Annotated in this window: 23 protein-coding genes; 3 read left to right on the top strand and 20 right to left on the bottom strand. The window is 44.8% G+C overall.

The annotated features are described in order from the left end of the window. Positions 1 to 562: 562 nt before the first annotated feature. Positions 563 to 1,972, top strand: a complete 1,410-nt coding sequence (locus ACJJIC_RS19115) for a YdgA family protein (protein ID WP_445357672.1) — start codon at positions 563 to 565, stop codon at positions 1,970 to 1,972. A gap of 259 nt (positions 1,973 to 2,231) precedes the next feature. On the opposite strand, the gene ACJJIC_RS19110 is transcribed toward ACJJIC_RS19115, so the two are convergent. Further along, entirely contained in the window at positions 2,232 to 2,465 is a 234-nt protein-coding gene (locus ACJJIC_RS19110) for a DUF5062 family protein (protein ID WP_252084850.1), read from the bottom strand. A gap of 607 nt (positions 2,466 to 3,072) precedes the next feature. On the opposite strand from ACJJIC_RS19110, the gene ACJJIC_RS19105 reads away from it, so the two are divergent. Together ACJJIC_RS19105 and ACJJIC_RS19100 are read left to right on the top strand one after the other, a co-directional pair. Beyond that, complete coding sequence (locus tag ACJJIC_RS19105) at positions 3,073 to 3,228, top strand: hypothetical protein (protein WP_444938491.1); 156 nt, start codon at positions 3,073 to 3,075, stop codon at positions 3,226 to 3,228. Between the two features lie 503 nt (positions 3,229 to 3,731). Further along, positions 3,732 to 3,899 carry a hypothetical protein gene (locus ACJJIC_RS19100; protein WP_445357671.1) on the top strand — a complete coding sequence of 56 codons (168 nt, stop codon included), beginning with the start codon at positions 3,732 to 3,734 and terminating at the stop codon, positions 3,897 to 3,899. Between the two features lie 34 nt (positions 3,900 to 3,933). Here the strand turns inward: ACJJIC_RS19100 and ACJJIC_RS19095 are convergent, their stop codons facing one another. From ACJJIC_RS19095 to ACJJIC_RS19005, 19 genes are all read right to left on the bottom strand, one after another. After that, complete coding sequence (locus tag ACJJIC_RS19095; protein ID WP_444908903.1) at positions 3,934 to 4,134, bottom strand: hypothetical protein; 201 nt, start codon at positions 4,132 to 4,134, stop codon at positions 3,934 to 3,936. 28 nt (positions 4,135 to 4,162) lie between these two features. Further along, positions 4,163 to 5,407, bottom strand: a complete 1,245-nt coding sequence (locus ACJJIC_RS19090) for a cytochrome-c peroxidase (protein ID WP_445357670.1) — start codon at positions 5,405 to 5,407, stop codon at positions 4,163 to 4,165. Continuing rightward, positions 5,401 to 5,658 carry a hypothetical protein gene (locus ACJJIC_RS19085; protein ID WP_444908905.1) on the bottom strand — a complete coding sequence of 86 codons (258 nt, stop codon included), beginning with the start codon at positions 5,656 to 5,658 and terminating at the stop codon, positions 5,401 to 5,403. Before ACJJIC_RS19085 ends, ACJJIC_RS19090 begins: the two co-directional genes overlap by 7 nt. Positions 5,659 to 5,975: 317 nt before the next feature. Further along, on the bottom strand, positions 5,976 to 6,074 hold the full coding sequence (locus ACJJIC_RS19080; RefSeq protein ID WP_445357864.1) for an IS3 family transposase: 99 nt from the start codon (positions 6,072 to 6,074) through the stop codon (positions 5,976 to 5,978). A 36-nt stretch (positions 6,075 to 6,110) separates the two neighbouring features. Beyond that, complete coding sequence (locus ACJJIC_RS19075; protein WP_444908906.1) at positions 6,111 to 6,332, bottom strand: transposase; 222 nt, start codon at positions 6,330 to 6,332, stop codon at positions 6,111 to 6,113. Between the two features lie 268 nt (positions 6,333 to 6,600). Continuing rightward, positions 6,601 to 7,221 carry a class I SAM-dependent methyltransferase gene (locus tag ACJJIC_RS19070; RefSeq protein ID WP_445357669.1) on the bottom strand — a complete coding sequence of 207 codons (621 nt, stop codon included), beginning with the start codon at positions 7,219 to 7,221 and terminating at the stop codon, positions 6,601 to 6,603. A gap of 816 nt (positions 7,222 to 8,037) precedes the next feature. Next, a complete protein-coding gene (locus ACJJIC_RS19065; RefSeq protein WP_444908908.1) occupies positions 8,038 to 8,724 on the bottom strand; it encodes a WYL domain-containing protein in 687 nt (228 codons plus the stop codon). Positions 8,725 to 8,783: 59 nt separating this feature from the next. Beyond that, positions 8,784 to 9,269 (bottom strand): hypothetical protein, encoded by a 486-nt coding sequence (locus ACJJIC_RS19060; protein ID WP_445357668.1) that lies wholly within the window; start codon positions 9,267 to 9,269, stop codon positions 8,784 to 8,786. 546 nt (positions 9,270 to 9,815) lie between these two features. Continuing rightward, positions 9,816 to 10,061, bottom strand: coding sequence for a VF530 family protein (locus ACJJIC_RS19055; protein ID WP_226648534.1), 246 nt, complete (start codon positions 10,059 to 10,061; stop codon positions 9,816 to 9,818). Positions 10,062 to 10,812: 751 nt separating this feature from the next. Then, positions 10,813 to 11,331, bottom strand: coding sequence for a hypothetical protein (locus ACJJIC_RS19050; protein ID WP_444908910.1), 519 nt, complete (start codon positions 11,329 to 11,331; stop codon positions 10,813 to 10,815). Positions 11,332 to 11,355: 24 nt separating this feature from the next. Then, entirely contained in the window at positions 11,356 to 11,832 is a 477-nt protein-coding gene (locus ACJJIC_RS19045) for a hypothetical protein (RefSeq protein ID WP_445357667.1), read from the bottom strand. A 1,131-nt stretch (positions 11,833 to 12,963) separates the two neighbouring features. Continuing rightward, complete coding sequence (locus ACJJIC_RS19040; protein WP_444885832.1) at positions 12,964 to 13,458, bottom strand: T6SS effector amidase Tae4 family protein; 495 nt, start codon at positions 13,456 to 13,458, stop codon at positions 12,964 to 12,966. Between the two features lie 600 nt (positions 13,459 to 14,058). Continuing rightward, positions 14,059 to 14,427 (bottom strand): DUF6559 family protein, encoded by a 369-nt coding sequence (locus ACJJIC_RS19035; RefSeq protein ID WP_445357666.1) that lies wholly within the window; start codon positions 14,425 to 14,427, stop codon positions 14,059 to 14,061. A 109-nt stretch (positions 14,428 to 14,536) separates the two neighbouring features. After that, entirely contained in the window at positions 14,537 to 15,019 is a 483-nt protein-coding gene (locus tag ACJJIC_RS19030; RefSeq protein WP_445357665.1) for a YcxB family protein, read from the bottom strand. A 651-nt stretch (positions 15,020 to 15,670) separates the two neighbouring features. Then, positions 15,671 to 16,093, bottom strand: coding sequence for a GNAT family N-acetyltransferase (locus ACJJIC_RS19025; RefSeq protein ID WP_444908915.1), 423 nt, complete (start codon positions 16,091 to 16,093; stop codon positions 15,671 to 15,673). A gap of 18 nt (positions 16,094 to 16,111) precedes the next feature. Beyond that, positions 16,112 to 16,600, bottom strand: coding sequence for a hypothetical protein (locus ACJJIC_RS19020; RefSeq protein ID WP_445357664.1), 489 nt, complete (start codon positions 16,598 to 16,600; stop codon positions 16,112 to 16,114). 709 nt (positions 16,601 to 17,309) lie between these two features. Beyond that, complete coding sequence (locus ACJJIC_RS19015; RefSeq protein WP_444908917.1) at positions 17,310 to 17,723, bottom strand: hypothetical protein; 414 nt, start codon at positions 17,721 to 17,723, stop codon at positions 17,310 to 17,312. 97 nt (positions 17,724 to 17,820) lie between these two features. Beyond that, entirely contained in the window at positions 17,821 to 18,333 is a 513-nt protein-coding gene (locus ACJJIC_RS19010; RefSeq protein ID WP_445357663.1) for a CbrC family protein, read from the bottom strand. 507 nt (positions 18,334 to 18,840) lie between these two features. Then, on the bottom strand, positions 18,841 to 19,404 hold the full coding sequence (locus ACJJIC_RS19005) for a hypothetical protein (protein WP_445357662.1): 564 nt from the start codon (positions 19,402 to 19,404) through the stop codon (positions 18,841 to 18,843). Positions 19,405 to 19,722 lie beyond the last annotated feature (318 nt).

Below are 19,722 nucleotides of genomic sequence, written 5' to 3'. Positions count from 1 at the left end.
GCGTGGACTAATGGGGTGAAAGCCTCCTGTAGGAAGATCACCGTTTAATGGATTGCATTAAATGCTAACTAATAGTGAATGGCAACTGTAATACCGCAAGGTCTTGTGGGGAGGAGGCCGATAGAAAAACAACGAGCTGGCCAAGGATACAGAAGCCGGGAGATCTAACGGGTAAAGTAAGTGATGTACTTTAAAGCTGAATGCAGGCAATAATTACAATCACAAATACATGAATTTATACTTTCCGGTGGCCCAGCAAACGGAATCTCAACTTACCAATGGTTACATTTACGCGATCCCTTATCGAATATAAAAGTTTGTACCAATTACAACTAATTACAGCATTCGCATTTTCGGCGAGCAAGGCTTCCCGCCTCCAATATTAAGGACTAGATGTGGTGAGTTTTATTAAGTCCACTTTACATATTGTTGTTATAGGGGTGTCCGTTTGTAGTTTACACCAAGAAAGAATAAGTATTTATATTTTGGCTTACAGTTGCCTGTAAATATGAGATAATAATAGACTTACTTCTCAGCCAATTTGTAGTTTGGATTTGTTTTAATGAAGAAATTATTGAGTGTATTGCTTCCAGCAGCAGTGCTTACTGGTGTTGTTGCACCGAAAATTGCCGGCATTCGACTTGAGTCATCCATTGATGAAATAGTCACTGCCGCAAATGAAAATTCGGCATACACGGTTGAAATAAAAAGCATGGATTCATCCTGGTTTTCAACCCAGACTACCTTTTTGGTCAGCATGGATTTCAATGCTTTCTCGGGTGTGTCAGATACCCCTGAACTTGAATCTTTTTCTGTAGAAGTAGATTTCAGTGCTTCCCACGGCCCCTTTCGCTTCGGTGAACATGCCGGTTTCGGATGGCTTGGCTGGACACTAGAAGCTGCCGGTGATCAATTACGTGAACATTTGGTGTGGGCTGAGCAAACTCCTTTTTACCAGCTTCATGGCAATATGAATGTTTTAGGTGGTTATTACTATAACGACAGCATTACGCCATTTACTACTGATATTGAAGATCATAAAGCTCAGTTAACTTTCAGCGGTTTCCAGGGTAAAGGGCAATATCAGGATGGGCAACTAACTTACCAGGGGGGTGCCGATAGCCTTACTGTCACTTCTGAGTTAAGGGACGTCAAGGCTGAAAGTTTGACTATGGATATGACCATGGCTTCCTCCTTTAAGGCAATCTTTGAAAGTGCTTTTTATGATTCTGATATAACAATTAACCTTGGTGCCATCAGTTTAAATGATAGAGAACAAAACGAAAATATTGACATTGCTGACCTATATGTGAAGGGCAGTACTGAATTCAACCAAGAAAAACAACTGGGAAATATGCAGGTTGCCTACGGCTCTAAAAAGGTCGACATAGCTGAATTCCATGGTGAAGATCTGGCCCTTGAGATTGAGGTCGTCAATATCAGCCAAGAGTTTTGGAAGTCTTATCAGGATTTTGCCAACTCACCCAATACGCTGCCTGCTGAAGAGGCAGGAGCTAAGGCTATGGAGTTTATGAACGCTAATCTGTTATCTTTAGTGGCTGGCGAACCTCAAGTGAATGTTACCAGCTTACGTGGTACTTTCCCGCAAGGCAGCTTTAACAGTAACCTGCATACTAGCTTAGTTGGCATTAGCGTGTTACCGGAGCAACCACTAGATCCGGCTTTCTGGCTGTCACATGCCTTAGTTGACGGCAAGCTAAGCGGCGATAAAGCCCTGATTGAATTTATGGCCGTACAAGTGATGAAAGCTCAATTGAAAAATAACCCGCAAACCCAAGGCATGAGTGAAGAGCAGCTGGAGCAAGTAGCTGCTCAACAAGTGCCGACCATATTAGCGTCTCTTGAGCAACAAGGTTTGTTAGTATCAACCAATGACGGCTACAGCTCCAATATCAGTCTGAAAGACAGCGAGTTTAAGGTGAATGAAAAACCTATGCCGCTGCCCCTTTAGCGGATATTAGTCGTTTGTGATTGAAGTGGCTTATCTTAAGCCACTTCATACTCCTCTTCTAAGCCTGACGATTTATCGGTTTTCTTGTGTTAACGGTGTTTACCTAAGCTATAAACAAAGCCGGACATGGTTTCGTTTTTATTTGTGGTGAAACGTAGGAATATCGGCGCTAATGGCTGCTAACCCATGACTATGACTTTTTAAGCCCTTTTAGTATGTCTACCAAATACTTCCTGGTCTTACGATAAAACTCCTCTCTTCACTGCTTTGAGGCCCATATTGCTAACCTATGCATGATAGCCTTCTGTGATATTTTGTCTTCTGGAAGGGGTTGAATTAATTTATCGTGAACTAAAAGACGGTAAATATATTCGAGTTTCTCGTGAGCTGAATCGGTAGCTTCGAATTCGACAACGCCTCGCTTGGTGCCATATGCAGTACCGAGTGCTATAGCCTTTTTTACCATCTCTTTTTCGTTTTTGAGTTTCTTCATTATCATCTCTCAAAGAGGTCGTCGATATTACGCACCTAACGCCCGCCTCAACTGCCGGTGGCTACTGTCACCTTATTTATTAAGGTTTTGGCAAAAAAGATGACAATGGCCGGGGGTCAATTTACAGGCGCTTGGTGCACTCAGCATGGGCCTGGACTAATAGGGCGAAAGTCCCCAGTAGGAAGATCACCGCTAATGGATTCCATTAAATGCTAACTACTAGCGAATGGCAACTGCAATACCACGAGGTCTTTTGGGGAGACCGCCGCCAGCAAAACTTCGAGCTTACGAACAGAAACATTTAATAAGGTTTAGCTGGGTGATCTAACAGGTAGAGTCAATGATGCAGCTGTGCAGTGAAAGTTCACGTTCTTATCTAGGGAGATCTGTTTAGCTGTCAGCGTGGGCGCTGACTCATAAGTAGGTCCACCACTATCGTGGAGTAGAAAAAATGGTGGAACATAGCCAGCGCCTCGGTCAGAAATGACCAGGGTGATTAAACAGAACTCAGCCGACGGCCTAGTAGCCAAGTGCCAAGATTAATACCTTGGACACGGTGAAGGCCTCAACCAAACTCCAGGGTTAAAAGACAGGGCAGCCTACCGATATGTTGCCATCCGGCAATAAAAGTGCCGCAGCCATTGATGGGATTACCATCGATGAGTTTGTTCAGCACTTCAAGCTAATTGGCGATGAGATTGTTGAAATTATTCGGCAAGGTCATTATCAACGGCTTCCCGTTAGGCGTGTCTACATTCGCTAGCCAGATGGTGGTCAGCGAGGTCTTGGGATACCTACAATCTTTGATCGTGTTATTCAGCAAGCTGTTGCCCAAGTTATCCACCCCATCTTCGATAAAAATTTTCGGAAATTAGCTATGGCTTCTGTCCAAAGCGATCACAGCATCATGCAGTGAAAATGCTGCGAAAGTATATCGAGGAAGGGAAACGAATAGCGGAGGATGTCGAGTTATCGAAATTTTTTGATCGAGTAAATCATGATTTCCTTAAGAGTTTACTTGGCCAAAGAATCAGCGATAAGCGTTTACTCAAATTGATCGCAAGCTACTTGCGCGCAGGATGTGTAGGAGATGGATATTGGAAAGCCTGTCATGAGGGGGCCACAAGGTGGCCTTTTATCGCCGCAGTTCTCCAATATTGTACTCGACCTGCTAGATAAAGAACTGGAAAAACGTTGACATAATTTTATCCGCTATGCGGACGATTTTTGATTTTCGTTTCCTCTAAACGCGCGGGTGAACGGGTTATGGCGAGTATTAAACGCTTTGTTGAACGCAGGCTTAAGCTCAAGGTTAACGATACTAAAAGCCAAGTAATCCCCGATTGTTTTGAAATCAGCAGGCAGCAAGTTGCGTCGATCAGTGCTCTCGAATTTGTGCCAAAGCCTCTCACCGATATCTCTACTATCCGGTAGTGTCTGATTCATCAGGCGTTGATAGGGATAAAGTCTAGAAGTCAGATTCAAGGTCGATTGACTCTCGTAACCAGTCCCTGATGTTGGATTCAAAGCTATCTGGGTTTGGGGGGCATTTCTCATCGAGAATGAGGTCGGGATGTTTAGTGACACGGGCTACCATCCAGCTGAGCGAGATCTCCGAAAGCCTACTACCTGGATAGGATCCACCGATATTTAAATGGACTCCAGGCATCCAAAGCTGCTCGACAATTTGATTATCGTCAACGGCGCAGCGGCGCCTCGCCTTCGGGGTGTTCGAGGTCCTTTTCGTCGAACGCGTCGTCGGTCAACGTCTTCAGGAACGCCACGACTGCGGCTTCTTCGTCGTCTGTCAGCCCGAGGTTGCCCAGCTCGGCCCGGTTGACGTTCTTAGGGACTTCGGGTTTAGGCCAGCCGGTGATTCCGAAGTTCGGGTCGGTTGCGTCGGGCACTTCACCGAGCGTATCACGGGTGTTGTAGAAATGAACGATTTGCTCGAGCGTGGCGAAGACGCCGTTGTGCCCGTAGGGTGGGGTGATCTCAATGTTGCGGAGAGTGGGCACCTTGAATTTACCATTCTGCGATCCGTCGGGGTGCTTGGCGGCAATCTCTGGCCGACCGCCCAGGCCCAGGTCGAGTGGCAGGCTGTCGACGCCGTGCAGGCCGGCGATTCGCGGGTTCACAGGGAGCCCCAGGTTGTCGTAGGTGAAGTCGGTGAACAGGGCGTGCGGGTAGTTCGCCGGCGGCTTGCTACTATGGCAGTTGTTGCATTTTGCTTTGCCGTTGAACAGTTGGAGTCCCAACTGTTCCTGCGGGGTCAGGTCGATCTTGCCTGCAACGTAGTAGTCGTACTTGGAGTTGAACTCGGCGAACTCGTCAGTGGGCTCGAAGGACCCGATTGCGGCGCCGAACTTGGGGTAGACCATCTCGACCTGTGGCCACTTGAGGTCTACGCCGTAGAGCCGCCGGAAGGCCTCGAGATAGACCGGATTCTCCGCGAGGCGTGCGAGGACCGCCTCTTTGTTCGGCATGGCCATCTCCAGTGGGTTGAGTGGCGGTCCGATTGCCTGGTCTTTCAGCGAGTTGGCCCGGCCATCCCAGAACTGCCCGCCGACATAGGTCTGCTTCTGCTCATCCCAGTGGAATGGGGGGCTGAACGTCGCGTAAGCGGCGGTCTGGGCGTTGCGCGTGCCAAATTTCCCGGGCTCGGACCCGGGGGAGACCGGCATGTTTACGGGATCGGCGGCACTGCGTGGATCGGCGAAACCGGCCGAGTGCGCGTGACAGGTGACGCATCCGGTGTTACGCCTGGCCGAGATGTTCAGGTCGTTGTAAAGAAGGAATCCCAGCTTAACCCGATCGGGGAGTGAGGTGTCCTGCAGCGGCGGAAGCGCCGCGGGTGTCGTGCCTGTTGTGGTGGCCGTTTCCCCCGTCAAAGGGAGGACGAAGACCGAGAAGGCAATCATGGTGCCGGCCACGATCAACATACCCAGCCCCCGCGCCTATTAGCTTTAATTATCTTGCTGTAATCCTCGTACTCTGCATGTTGCTTTACAGCAAATTCTCTCGCTGAAGCTACAATTTCGCTTCTTCTTTTTCTTTCAGAGACAGGGAACATTTTAATCTTATCCGCTGTATACATTTGCGTTACATTACATAGCGCCAGCTTCCACTGCTCCTTGGAAAGATCAGCGTATTTTGAAAAAACACTATGAAAAAATCTTGTATCTTTACTCATGAGTTAAGAGCCCTGATTTCATGTAGTAGTTGACCAGGGAGCCAGTGGTTCACTATCTATCTTTCTATTAAAGACCCTTTAAGTCCCAAAGCGAATCTATTAGCTACTTTAGATTATAGATTTCCTATAAAGTGGCAATCAGATAAATTTATTTGCAATTCAATAATCTACGGTAGCCTAGCCTCTTTAAAAAAATAGCTCAGGGGCGTGGCGCAAATAAGTCAGATTGCCAGGCTCTAACCACCGTTAGTAAATTTAAACGCCTATTTCAGTTCTTTCCCCCACTCTGTTGTGGTCAACTCCAACCGAACACACCTCTAAGTACATTTCTCAAATTCGATAGGGGCTAGGTCCCCCAGTGTTGTATGTATTCTGCGTGAATTGTAAAAAGCAATATAGGCTCTTACATCTGCTATCGCCTCCTTTCTTATCGGATAGAGATTTCCCGTTAATCACTCTCGCTTCAGGACGCTAAAAAAACGTTCAATCGGTATCTTATCCCGACAATTTTCCTCTTCCTGCTTCAGGCCCTTTATCCAGCGTCGCAGGTTATTGGCAGTTGTTCCTGCAGCCTCTGATAGCTTAGAAATCGAATCTCCTTGTTCAGAGATAAGAGTTTTGACGTCTTTCTTAAATGCCGGATTGAAATGCCGACGTGTACCTTTTGTTTTCATACTTCACCTTGCTCGTTAGTTTTACCATCTTCGCGAAGTGTCTGGATGGATTAGATCACTACACTGAACCTAAAATTCATAAGCTACAAGGCAGAGCTAGACCACCGATATGTTTCCAGTTAGATATGGTTGAGGTAGCGCACTGCCATGACATTCAACTCGATTGAAGAGCTGCTCGTCACTATCGTTGGGTAGAGATTTATTACGGATAGGGAACCGCCCATTGCGGACATGCATGATGGGTGGTGTGGGGGCCGGTAGCTAGAAACTACTGGTTACCCAGTTTAGATTTTTTTCTCGCTACGATGGAGAATATATGCCAATGGTGCGGTGTGCCATCTGCAGTTTCTCCTGAAAGGTCATGTTCAGTCCACTTTAATAGCTCAAAGTTACTGAGGTGTTTTTTAATCTTCGATTCATTCATAACTAGAGTATCACTCCAAAATGCTTCCATATCATACTCAGGCCCAGCCATTGTGTCTTTCGGCCCAAGGAATGAACCGCAAAAGATTCCACCTCCCGTTAAAGAGTTAATTATTTTCAACCAAACTGACTCAAAATCTTTTTCAGGACAAAAGAAAAGACTGGCATCAGCAACTACCAACGAGGACTCAGGATAATGGAAAGTATTAAAGCTATCCCTTGATAGAATAACCTGCTCATCATCTTTGAATCGTTTACGACATCTAGATATAGATTCATTCTCGATATCAAAGGCATGAACCGTGAAATTATTACTGCGCAAATAAGCTATATCTGATCCTGCTCCACAGCCACAATCAACAGCAATCTTTCTTCCTTTTACTTCACCAAGAGCAAAAATTAAATCTTCACGAGTATCACTATGTTCTGTTGAGTCATAATAGTTGGAGATTTCTCTCGTTGACATTCCCTATCTCCGATGAGTAAAAAAATCTAACGCCTCCAACAGCGGCCGAGCGTAGCAAGGTCCAGCCCCGAAGGGGCGATGCTGTCTTTACTTGATAGGCCCAGCATGGGCGTAGCCTAATGGAGTGAAAGTCCCCTGTAGGAAGATCACCATTTAAAGTTAACTGCTAGCGAATGGCAACTGCAATACTGTGAGATCTTATGGGTAGGAATCGACTAGTAAAGCTATGAGCTGACGGATAGATACATCCTATAAGGCTTAGCCTGGAGGCGAGGTGGCCAAGGACACTGAAGCCATATGATCTAGCGGGTAGAGTCAATGATGCAGTTTTGTAGTGAAAGTTCACGATCTTATCTGATGAGATCTGTTTAGCTTGCTGTTGTGAAGCTGTCAGCGTGGCCTCTGACTCATAAATAGGCCCAACCCGCTAGCCGCCATCGCGGGGATCGACAATAGTGGTGGAACACATCAGCGCCTAGGTCAGTAATGGTCAAGGTGATTAAACAGAAGTCAGCAGACGGTATAGTAGCCAAATACCAAGATTTATACCTTGGAAACGGTGAAGGCCTGAACCCAAAATCTACGAGTTAAAAGACAGGGCTGGTCTACAGATATGTTTTTAGTCTGATAAAGTTGAGGTGGCGCACTGTCATGACAGCCAACTCAAATGAAGAACTACTCGACACTACCGTTGGGTAGAGGTTCATTACGGATAGAGAAGTGCTCATTGCGGACCTGTACGAAGGGTGATGTGGGGGCTGGTAGCTAGAAACTAACGGCTACCCGGTTTAGGGGCTACATCCGTACTTGCTGGCTTCATATTTGTACTTGCGGATTACCCTGGAAAACGACATCCAGAAGTATGCTTTTATCGCTTACGGCGCATTCTTTGTCAAAACTAATTCCTTGTATACGATCAACACGAAACGTACGCATCTGCTCGCGGAGAGAGCAATAACCGAGCATATAGAAATTAGCATTACTGACAAATACCTCACCCACAAGCACCTTTCTTTCAGTAGCTATACCCTCATGATTTACATACTTCAGTGTTACTGGGCAATTCATACCATTTATTAATGTTTCTCTAGCTTCTTCCCACTCAACAGCATCAAACGGCTCTTGAGATTGGTATATGTTTTCATTCAGAAAGCCGTTTGCTAATGCCTCACCCAATATTCGTCTTTTGTTGCCTATTTCCTCTTTATACTCCGGGTGCTCTGAGGAAAAAACCCGAAGTGCACGCCATTTTTCTTCGAGGTGCTGCCGTAATGAAGAGCTTGAGCCAAAAAGATGCCTTAACCGCGTAATGACTTTGTCAGAGGTGGATTGATGTCGCTTTGACTTATCCCCCCTGATAGCGTTTATTTTATGTCGGCATATTTTCTTTTCCTGCCCAAGCGGGCAACTGCAGTTAATATATACAGTTTGTTCATCTAGCTCGATGACCACTTCTAACGGGGGCTTTTTTGCATTTCTTGAGTAATAAACGATAGCTTCCATTTGTCTTGCTCCTAACGTTTAAAATAGCTGCGCATTTATGAGTCGGCTGCCTTCGTTTGTTATATTTTTTCTATTACGAAGTAACATTGTTTATGCCCAGGCTTTTCATATTGACTCATAGCCCAATCAGCCACTATCTTACGATGAGTTCGGAAAATTTCCACTTCATTTCCATCATCTCCCTGTCGAGTTAACATCCATCTTGGAGTAGAAAGGTCTTCCCTTACCCAAGGCATAGATTCGATAGCGATATTAAGAGTGGAGGCAATATCGTTAAGACTGTGTTTTGGTGAAGGATTGCACCCATCCATTTCCAGTGACACCCCCGGTTCCTGATTATCTTTATCTCCAAACCCTTGCAGAAAGTACTTATTTTTAGAAATTTTTATAAAGGTACAATAACACCCTCCAATCCCACCTTCTTCATATCGCTCGAAGGTTATTCCATGTGCTTTCTCAAATTTATTAACAGAATATGGCAGTGAGCTCAGGGTCTCACCTCCATACATTTTGTCCCATTTGTCTTCGTTAATTTGTTTTAGCACAACCTAAATTCTCTGGCCATACATAATTTCTAGCATGGGCGTTGCCTAATGGGGTGAAAGTTCCCTGTAGGAAAATCACCATTTAATGGGCGCCATTAAATGCTAACTATAGGCGAATGGCAACTGCAACACTGTGAGATCTTGCGGGGAGGAAGCCGCTAGCAAGACCACGAGCTGGCGAACAGAAACATCCTATAAGGCTTAGCCTGGAGGGGCACCGAAACGGGGTAGTCTAAGGGTAGAGTCACTGGTGCAGCAGTGCAGTGAAAGGTCACGTTCTTATCTGGGGAGATCAGTTTAACTTGCTGCTGTGAAGCTGCCAGCCTGGCCGCTGACTCAGAAGTAGCGCACTGCCATGACACTCAACTCAAATGAAGAGCTGCTCGACAGTATCGTTGGGTAGGGATTCAACGGATAGGGAACCGGCCATTGCGGACTGGCACGATGGGTGGTGTGGAGGCCGGTAGCTAGAAACTACCGACTATCCGATTTATGCGCCTGTCCCTGCCTAATCACAGCGACATCTATGTGGTTACCAAATAGTGCTTATTTACGATTACCCCACGGAGATTTATTTTCAAAAGTTGAGATATACAGATTCTCGACTTTATCTCGTGCCCACTGGGTTTTGCGTAAAAACTTGAGCGAAGACTTAATTGATGGGTCGCTCTTAAAGCAATTGATATTAATCCTATCTGCCAAACCATCCCAGCCATAATGCTCCTGCAATCGTGTAACAACTTTCTCAAGAGTAATACCATGTAGCGGATTATTTGGTTGTTCTTTACTCATTCTTCAATCAATACTCTATGTTTAATGACGCATAATGCCACGAGCATGGGCGTGAACTAATGGGGTGAAAGTCCCCTTTAGGAAAATCACCATTTAATGGTCGCCATTAAATGCCAACTACTAGTGAATGGCAACTGTAACACCGGGAGGCCTTGTGGGGGAGGAAGCTGCTAGCAAAACTACGAGCTGAGGAACAGAAATATCCTATAAGGCTTAGCTTGGAAGGGAGGTGACCAAGTGTACTGAAACCGGGAGATCTAACGGGTAGAGTCAATGATGTAGTTGAGTATTGAAAGTTCACGTTCTTATCTGGGGAGATTTATTTAGCTTGCTGCTGTGAAGCTGTCAGTGTGGCCGCTGACTTATAAGTAGGCTCAACCCGCTAGCCATCATCGGGGGAATCGACAAAAGTGGTGGGATACAGCAGCGCTTCGGTCAGTAATCACCACGATGATTAAACAGAAGTCAGCCGATGGCATAATAGCCAAATGCCAAGATTAATACCCTTGGCAGGGTTAAGGCCTGAACCTAAATCACTGAGTTAAAAGACAGGGCTAGCCTACCGATATGTTATCCAGTCGGTTAAAGTTGAGGTGGCTCACTGCCATGACACTCAACTCAAAAGAAGAGCTCCTCGATACTATCGTTAGGTAGACATTTAATTTGGGTAGGGAATCGCCCATTGCGATTTCGCACGATGGGTGGTGTGGGGGCCGGTAGCTAGAAACTACCGGTTACCCGATTTATATGATTACTCGCAGTAACTTAAGAACTCATCAAGTTGTACTTCATCAAACTCTGGAGCCCCTTGCTTGACTTGCTCTGGAATCATGGAACTCCACTGTTTCGCTTTTTGTGATACTCGCTCAATGAAGTCTTCATCTTCTTGTACAATCTCGTCTGCATTCTCTAGCGGTAAAGAAAATGCCACTTTTGTACCTTTTTCATCTAATGCGTAGTATTCGTAGCTACACTCATCGTAGCAATTACAACTAGCATAGACTTCGATACCTTTACCTTGTTTTAGAAGAGCATTAGCAATGTAACTCCATTCACAGCAGGCCTGTCCATATGTTGCGATTAGATAGTCGCCTATTAACTCCGATTTATCGAATCTATAGCTCTCGCGCTCATATGTTTTTGACTCTACACCAGAGTACGAAAAAAGCTCTTTTAGGGCCTCTGTTAAGTCCTCCCCATTTAGCTTTACAAGCTTTACCAAAAGCTCCTTAGGTGCTTTTAATACGAACTTTCCGGCTTCTTCAGACAAAACAATTCCTATTATTAAAATTGATTAATTATAAACCTCAGCAAACATTTCGATACCTTTAAGCAAGCTACTAAACTCTGAATTTAGGTCATCTTCTGTTTGGCTGTCCATTTCTGCTTTTACATTATTAAGAGCCCCGGCTAAGCTTTCATTATTAAGCCTTTCTGAGCTCATTTCGATGGTCTCACCATCAATTTTATAATGAAATCCATTTCTCATATAAATGGAGCCTAGTTCTATTTGTTTCTTTAGAGTATTTTTTGCCTCTGCTAGCTTCTCTTTTAACTCCTCGTAGTTGCCATGAGAGCGATAATACTCAGCTCTTTCTTCAAAAGTCTTAACCGTTATGAATATTCTTAAGGTCGGGGTTGCAACCCTTAACTCCTGCTTTAGTACATCGCGTACTGAAATATCTTCTCCTACCTCTAAGAGTGCTTCACCCCAATCAGCAAGAATCTCCCTTACAAGTTGATCCTTTCTATCAATATCTTTCTTATTCATGATAATTCCTCGTATTCATATAACGCCCGCCAGCACAGGTCGGAGCTTCGAAGCAGCGGCGGCCCAGCCCCGAAGGGGCGATTGTGCCTGGCCTTGGTACGCCCAGCATGGGCGCCATTAAATGCTAACTACTAGCGAATGGCAACTGCAACACTGTGAGGTCTTGTTGAGGAGAAGCCGCTAGTAAAACTACGCGCTGGCAAATAGAAACATCCTATAAGGCTTAGCCAGGAGACGAGGTGGCCAGGGGCACGGAAGCCGGGTGGTCTAACGGGTAGAGTCAATGATGCAGTTGTGGAGTGAAAGTTCACGTTTTAACTGGGGAGGTCTGTTTAACTTGCTGCTGTAAAGTTGTCAGCGTAGCCGCTGACTCATAAATAGGCCCAGCCTGCTAGCTACCATCGTGGGTTATACAAAGTGGTGGAGCATAGCAGCGCTTCGGTTAATAATGATCAAGGTGATTAAGCAGAAGTCAGACGACGGCATAGTAGCCTAATGCCAAGATGAATACCTTGGACATAGTGAAGGCCTGAACCCAAAATCCACAAGTTAAAAGTTAGGGCTAGCCTACTGATATGTTTTCAGTCGGATAAATTTAAGGTAGCGTACTGCCATGACATAAAACTCAAATAAAGATCTGCTCGACACTATCGTTGGGTAGAGATTCATTAAGGATAGGGAGCAGCACATTGCGGACTTGCCCGATGGGTGTTGTAGGGGGCGATAGCTATAAACTACCGGCTACCCGCTTTAGCACAGCTAGCTTTATAGTTAACTTTATTAGAAATGTAATTGTGGTTCCACACGTAGATAACTGACCATAGGATATCTAGTACAAAAGCCTGAGCTTCTTCTTGATGCGTTGCTTAACACCTTTTTGGTGCTAACTCCTAGCTCTACTGCAGCTTGCTGCGCATTATCAGTTTTTTCGCCTACTTAACCAAGCAGCACCTGCTATGGAAAGTAAAAGCCACCCTGACATTACGATATTGAAATTACGCTGCTGATCTGCTTCAGAATTGTAGAGCCTGAAATCTGCCAGACTCAAGGCCCACCCGGCCAAATACACTAAGAAGAAATAAGCAATGCTGATGCAAACAAACGCGATTATAAACCAGAGTAATTTTTTCATCATGCTACCGGAAAGAACCTTATTTTTTTAGATTTACCTAAGTCAGACCAAATGCTTGGAATAACTATATTGAATCTCGTACGAAAATATGAACCAATTCCAGTCATAGCTCTACCATTCCAGAGATCGATATGATCTCCACCGCTACCATCACTGCGGAGATAGTAATCTTCAAAGCAGATAATTCCTTTCCTCGATTCTACTTTTTCTCTCCAGTTTTCACCGGTAATATTTTCAGTAACTAGCATATTTGGAATTTTTGAGTTTTGAATCCAATCTGCAAGCTCTGCTGCTGCGAGAATATGTTCCTCTCCTGGGTGAACCCAACACTTCCTTCCTTTAGGAAAAGTATTGAATTTAATACCAGATTTTTTCATTGCATGACTTAGTCGAATCGCGCATTGATTTCCAAAAAGCTTTTCACCATCTCGGTTCTTTGCATCGCATGGATCTTCATTTGGGTAGTTTTCCCATAATCTATCAAAACGTACCATTTAACTTCCTTGTTGGTTTGCTATTTCCGACTAAAGCTAACGCCTGCCTTAACTGCCGGCAGCTTTTGTACAAAAGGTACCAATGGCCGGAAGTCAGATTGCAGGCGTTTGATATGCCTAGTATGGCGTGAACTAATGGGGTGAAAGTCCTCTGTAGGAAGATCACCGATTAATAGTTTCCATTAAATGCTAACTACTAGTGAAAGGCAACTGTAACACCACGAGGTCTTGGGGGAGGAAGCTGCTAGCAAAACTACGAGTTGATGGGCAGAAACATCCTATAAGGCTTAGCCTGTATGCTGGGTGGCCAAGGACACCGAAGCTGGGTGACTTAGCGGGTAGAGTCAATGGTGCAGTTGCGTAGTGAAAGTTCACGTTCTTATCTAGAGAGATTAGTTTAGCTTACTGCTGTGAAGTTGTCGGCGTGGCCGCTGACTCAGAAGTAGCGCACTGCCATGACACTCAGCTCAAATGAAGAGCTACTCGATACTATCGTTGGGTAGAGATGCATTACGGATAGGGTGTCGCCCATTGTGGATTCGCTGATGGGCGGTGTGGGGGTCGGTATCTAAAAACTACCGGCTGCCCGATTTAAATGCCTCAATCTGTGCCGCCGCCATCCATACCATGTGAACCGCCACCAAAGTCAGAGCCAACAGATGCAACATCGTTACTACTAAAATTTGCATTTCCGTAAAAATGAAGATCTCCTACTTTTCCACGCATTGCTCCGTAATCACACACTTCACCAATTTCATGATGATATGCATCAAATTCCTTCTTTGAGCAAAAAATTGAAATCGCGTAACAGGTATAAATAATTGAGAGCCCTGACCTCTCAATCGTAGCCCTTACTTGTTTTGGGCGATACCTTTTAGATTTTCCATAATCTTTCGCTAGCAACTTAGGCAATTTCCGTAAGTACGATTTTATCGCTCTATTTCGCTGTATTCTTCGGATGAACTGCATTACGTGTTCCTTGTGTGCATTTAACGCCTTGCCAAGCGGCGACCCCGTAGGGTCGTCGCGTTTGGGCAGCTTAGCTGCATTGTAGGTACGACTTTAATTTTTATTGAAATCAATGTTTACCCTTAATCTTGGTAACTATCTCATTAATTAATTCAGCAGGTAATAACAATTTAGACAAGTACTGCTGCCCCCCGGATTTAGCCACCAAAATAAGCCCTAAATCGGTTTCAATAATATGCTCGATATCTGTCCACGACAGAGCTGTTGTCGTATAAGGATTCTGTGTCTGGATTCCATCCTTATCTATGGTTAATTTCACCTCACTACCGGCACTTTTCCCAAGCATCTGCCGTGCTAACCACCAAGCTCGTCGATATCGAATGTGAATCAGTTCCAGCACGCCTAATGCAATTAACGTGCAACTTGCGATCTTAGGTTGCTCAGTAAATAATAGTAATCCCGCACCAGAAGATAATAATAATGTAGGAAGAAGATAATTGGGCTTGACATTTTTCCCATAGGGTAGAGACTGATCATAGCATTCGGCTAGGTAATCTCTAGATAAGGTAAATTGAGTATTAAAAGGCTGCATAAAAACAACTTATTGTATCTGGTAAATTTGTCGTAGCACTACAGTGAGTGTCAGGATGATTCTTTAAGCTAATGTCAATTACGCCACATCTCCCAATAAGACCTCGGTCTAGTCCCACATAACGCCCTTAGCAACGGCAAATTACGGAATCGAAGGCGCAGTAATTTGTCCACTTGCCTAAATTTGGCACACCCAGCATGGACGTGAACTAATGGGGTGAAAGTCCCCTGTAGGAAGATCACCGTTTAATGGGCGCCATTAAATGCTAACTACCAGCGAATGGCAACTGCAATACCGTTGGGTCTTGTGGGGAGGAATTCGCTAGCAAAACTACGAGCTGGCGAACAGAAGTATCTTATATGGCTTGGTCTAGAGGCGAGGTGGCCAAGTGCACCGAAGCGGGTAGAGTCAATGATGCAGTTATGTAGTGAAAGTTCACGATCTTATCTGAGCAGATCTGTTTAGCTTGCTGCTGTGAAGTTGTCGGCGTGGCGGCTGATTCAGAAGTAGCGCACTGCCATGAGACTCAACTCAAGTGAAGCGCTGCTCGACACTATCGTTGGGCAGAGATTACGGATAGGAGCCGCCCATTGCAGACCCGCACGATGGTGGGTGTGGGGGCCGGTGGCTAGAAACCACCGGCTACCCGATTTATATGACTGTAAGCGTCATTTGGTAAAATTTATCATCTTCTTTTTCTATGACAAACCCTAGGCGACCATAAAGTCTATATGCTGGACTACGTTTAAATACTCGTAGATCAATGAACCCTAGTTTTTTTTGCCTTGCAAGCTCGGTTACTTTAGAGATAACTAAAGCGCCTAACCCTTTGTTTTGTTGATTAGATACAACTTGAATATCTCGTAGTTGACAGCGATTGTTTTCAAATGAGAGTCTAACAATCCCAAAAACTCCATCATCATTCACTACATCATAATTCTCAAGATTTTCAATTGCACTGCGTACATCTGATAAAGTCCAGTCAACGCCATACATGTCATAGTACTCCTGCATGTTGGCAAGAGTAAGTTTTGCAGATTTATTCAAGTCTTTGGTTTTAATAAATTGCATCATTGGTCAAGTCATAACGTCTCAAACACCGGGCGTCGCGACAGTGGCGTCCGAATGATTTGACTTATTGGAAGTGAAGTGGTCAGCAATTTGAGCTTCCACTTCTTTTCTACAAATCTCAATAACTTTATCGCCCACCTTGTCACTGAATGAAGATTTAAATATGCATTGAATAAAAACGCCTTTTTCACCAGAACTAAAAGACACATTTTTGTAGCGAAGACCTAAAAGATTACTTAAATCTTGATCTTGGAGCTCTACAACTTCTTTTTGAATTTGATGGTGTAAATTGCCATTCCAGACAAGGTTAGCTATGACAGGGGCGGCCTTGAGATTCTCCTCATGATTCTGGCCTCCCTCAACTTGAATAGTATAATTCTTTGAAGTGGATACTTCGCAAGCACCAAGAAAAAGAACGGTTATTAATAAAATGGCCCTCATTTGAAACTCCTTACCTCTAACGCCTAAAGCATCTGTGGCAAAACCAGAGCGAAGCGGCGGTTTTGACATCGGGTGCCTTTACTTGATGGGCCCAACATGGGCGTGAATTAATGGGGTGAAAGTCCCGTGTAGGAAGATCACCGTTTAATGGGCGCCATTAAATGCTAACTACTAGCGAATGGCAACTGCAACACCGTGAGGTCTTGTGGGGATGAGGCTGCTAGCAAAACTACGAGCTGACGAACAGAAGCATCTTATATGGCTTGGCCTAGAGGCGAGGTGGCCAAGGGCACCGAAACGGGGTGGTCTAAGGGTAGAGTCAATGATGTAGCTGTGCAGTGAAAGGTCACGTTCGTATTTGGGGAGATCTGTTTAGCTTGCTGCTGTGAAGTTGTCGGCATGGCCGCTGCCCAACCCGCTAGCCCCCATCGCGGGGATAGAAAAAAAGTGGTGGAACACAGTAGCGCTTCGGTCAGTAATGGCCAAGGTGATTAAACAAAAGTTAGCCGACGGCATAGTAGCCTAATGCCAAGATTAATAGCATGGACACGGTGAAGGCCTGAAGCTAAATCCCCGAGTTAAAAGACAGGGATAGCCTACTGATATGTTTCTAGTCGGATAAAGTTAAGGTAGCGCACTGTCATGACACTCAGCTCAAATGAAGAGCTGCTCGACACTATCGTTAGGTAGATATTCATTACGGATGGGGAGCTGCCCATTGCGGACCCGCATGATGGGTGGAGTGGGGGCCGGTAGCTAGAACTGCCTGCTACCCAATTTAGGTTTTGTTCACGGCCTCTATATGTTTTTTTAGACGTATATCTTGACTGCGAGGACCATTGACATTATGCCATGGGCTAGGCTGAGCTGAGCAGTTGAACTCAATAAACCAATCGGGCATTCGCAACACAAGGTACTTATGGAGAAGTTCACGAAAGTACTCAAAACAGTCTTCACTATATTGGTTTTGCTGACTGATTTTCGCTGCCCACCCTTCTGTAGGAAATAACCCTTCATGCCGCAAGTATTCAATAAAATCTAGCCACTCATCTTCAGCTCGTTTCTCACCATAAGCATCTAGTAAGCATGACTCATAGCCTCTCACAAACATTTCTAGATCCAGAAGATTAGCTTTTTGACCGACTCGCCCCAAGGTCCCGTTAAATCCGGGCCCTGGATGTTCAAGTGACATTATATAAATTCTTTTTATGAGCATACCCATCAATACCTAACGTCAACAGCAAGCGGGCCGCTTTTTGGCGTCGCCTAGGCTGTTTTTGTTATGAATTTTAGTTTGCATCCCACACCCAGTATTTATTGCCTTCCAATGTAAATAGGTAAACCGAGACATCACCGGCATCTTTGTAACTGTTCAATTTCTTTTCTGGTAGTCTATCCCACAGCCATTCGATCTCTGACACTTCCTGACCTTCCCCTGAAAATGACTTCAAAAAATCGTCCTTACTTTCGAAATCTTGCTTAGATGCAATTCTCTCGAACACAGGAAACTTGCCGTTTACTAAAGGCCATGCAGTTTCCTGCCAAGTGGGTAACGCTGGAGTCTTATACATTAGAGTGACCGACTCTTCCGAATCATCGTCGTAGAATTGGTTTGCTTCTATTTCTAAGTCGATTAACTTTCCAGACTTGAGACAATCTTCGCAAATACAGTCAATTTCATTGATACCAGGGTAGCCGCCAGTATCAAACCAAACTCCTACTTTGCTACAGACAGAACAAGGTTGCGGGCTGTCTACTAGAAGTGCAAACCCTTCTGGATCTCTAAAGTATCTGAATTCCATGCTCTTACTCATAGCGACTACAACAGGGGTGGATGGGGCGCAGCGTAGGCCGTTCCGCGAAGGGCCAAAGGCCCGTAGCAACCTACTTGTACTTGGTACGCCCAGTATGGGCGTGGACTAATGGGGTGAAAGTCCCCTGTAGGAGGATCACCATTTAATGGGCGCCATTAAATGATAACTACCAGCGAATGGCAACTGCTACACAGTGAGATTTTGTGGGGAGGAAGCTGCTAGCAAGACTACGAGCTGGCGAATAGAAACATCCTATAAGGCTTAGCCTGGAGGCGAGGTGGCCAGGAACAGCGAAGCCATGTGGTTTAACGGGTAGAGTAAATGATGCAGTTGTGTAGTGAAAGTTGATGTTCTTATCTGAGGAGATCTGTTTAGCTTGCTGCTGTGAAGCTGTTAGCGTGGCTGATGACTCATAAATAGGCCCTGCCCGTCAACCACTATCGCGGGGATAGAAGGGGCTGGTAGCTATAAGCTACCGGCTACCCAATTTAGAAACTAGTGGTGCACCCAACTCACAACACCAAATACAACTAAAGATAAGCTATATATTGCCACTCGACCAAATGCGGGAAACTGACTACGCCACCACCCAAATAGCCGACCATTTAACTCGGATCGAACTATAAGCGACATAAAGGAAAGAAAAAACATAATAACCAAGTAGAACGGTAGTGAAATACCAAAAATCAAATATTCGTGGGAGGTGGGATTATTGTTCGTAAATAAATATATACTCCAACCTAAAACAAAAGACATCATTCCGTAACAAATAAGTACCAAGTCAGATGATATCTTGGCCAACAAAAACACTATAGTACTTACTGCTGCAATACGTATATTATGTCTCTGAAAAGCGTATTCAGCTTCCCTTAACACCATAGCAAAGGGGGCCACCAACAGCCCTGCCATTGCAACAAAGTTGCCCCAATTTATATCAGGTTTTATCTTTAGCGCGTTCCCTAGAAATTTACCAGTGTTAGACCCTATTTCCTCAGAAAGGTAACACATCAAGTAAGCGATACTGATCCAAAGTAAAGCTCTATACAGAAGATCTACCACCTTACTTTCCCTATAGTTCATTTGATTTATCCTTCTTATGTTTGTCGATTTCTAAGACCCCACACTAGGGTAGATAAAAAACCGCAGCCACTGTCATGACAGTATCGTTGGGTAGAGATTCATTACGGATAAGCAACCGAACATTACGGACCTGTACGATGGGTGGTGTGGAGGCTGACAGCTAGAAACTACCGGCCACTCGATTTAAGTTTGCCTACCTAACACTGCTATTAATATCTATTTGTAAATTCGATATCTACAACCTTTGCAGTAGCCTTACCTTCCTGCCAATCAGATAAAGCTGATTCCAGCATATAA

The organism is Microbulbifer mixtoriginis (SeqCode), assembly GCF_052468275.1.
Note: the sequence above shows the minus strand (reverse complement) of the source record. Positions and strands in the feature narration are given on the sequence as shown.

Excerpts from the sequence above, each read along its gene's own strand:
- ACJJIC_RS19110 (WP_252084850.1), bottom strand. The coding sequence starts at position 2,465 with ATGAAGAAACTCAAAAACGAAAAAGAGATGGTAAAAAAGGCTATAGCA.
- ACJJIC_RS19065 (WP_444908908.1), bottom strand. The coding sequence starts at position 8,724 with ATGGAAGCTATCGTTTATTACTCAAGAAATGCAAAAAAGCCCCCGTTA.
- ACJJIC_RS19105 (WP_444938491.1), top strand. The coding sequence starts at position 3,073 with ATGTTGCCATCCGGCAATAAAAGTGCCGCAGCCATTGATGGGATTACC.
- ACJJIC_RS19020 (WP_445357664.1), bottom strand. The coding sequence starts at position 16,600 with ATGTCAAAACCGCCGCTTCGCTCTGGTTTTGCCACAGATGCTTTAGGC.
- ACJJIC_RS19055 (WP_226648534.1), bottom strand. The coding sequence starts at position 10,061 with ATGAGTAAAGAACAACCAAATAATCCGCTACATGGTATTACTCTTGAG.
- ACJJIC_RS19035 (WP_445357666.1), bottom strand. The coding sequence starts at position 14,427 with ATGCAGTTCATCCGAAGAATACAGCGAAATAGAGCGATAAAATCGTAC.
- ACJJIC_RS19075 (WP_444908906.1), bottom strand. The coding sequence starts at position 6,332 with ATGAAAACAAAAGGTACACGTCGGCATTTCAATCCGGCATTTAAGAAA.
- ACJJIC_RS19115 (WP_445357672.1), top strand. The coding sequence starts at position 563 with ATGAAGAAATTATTGAGTGTATTGCTTCCAGCAGCAGTGCTTACTGGT.
- ACJJIC_RS19070 (WP_445357669.1), bottom strand. The coding sequence starts at position 7,221 with ATGTCAACGAGAGAAATCTCCAACTATTATGACTCAACAGAACATAGT.
- ACJJIC_RS19015 (WP_444908917.1), bottom strand. The coding sequence starts at position 17,723 with ATGTCACTTGAACATCCAGGGCCCGGATTTAACGGGACCTTGGGGCGA.
- ACJJIC_RS19045 (WP_445357667.1), bottom strand. The coding sequence starts at position 11,832 with ATGAATAAGAAAGATATTGATAGAAAGGATCAACTTGTAAGGGAGATT.
- ACJJIC_RS19010 (WP_445357663.1), bottom strand. The coding sequence starts at position 18,333 with ATGGAATTCAGATACTTTAGAGATCCAGAAGGGTTTGCACTTCTAGTA.
- ACJJIC_RS19100 (WP_445357671.1), top strand. The coding sequence starts at position 3,732 with ATGGCGAGTATTAAACGCTTTGTTGAACGCAGGCTTAAGCTCAAGGTT.
- ACJJIC_RS19090 (WP_445357670.1), bottom strand. The coding sequence starts at position 5,407 with ATGTTGATCGTGGCCGGCACCATGATTGCCTTCTCGGTCTTCGTCCTC.
- ACJJIC_RS19095 (WP_444908903.1), bottom strand. The coding sequence starts at position 4,134 with ATGCCTGGAGTCCATTTAAATATCGGTGGATCCTATCCAGGTAGTAGG.
- ACJJIC_RS19085 (WP_444908905.1), bottom strand. The coding sequence starts at position 5,658 with ATGAGTAAAGATACAAGATTTTTTCATAGTGTTTTTTCAAAATACGCT.
- ACJJIC_RS19030 (WP_445357665.1), bottom strand. The coding sequence starts at position 15,019 with ATGCAGCCTTTTAATACTCAATTTACCTTATCTAGAGATTACCTAGCC.
- ACJJIC_RS19040 (WP_444885832.1), bottom strand. The coding sequence starts at position 13,458 with ATGGTACGTTTTGATAGATTATGGGAAAACTACCCAAATGAAGATCCA.
- ACJJIC_RS19025 (WP_444908915.1), bottom strand. The coding sequence starts at position 16,093 with ATGATGCAATTTATTAAAACCAAAGACTTGAATAAATCTGCAAAACTT.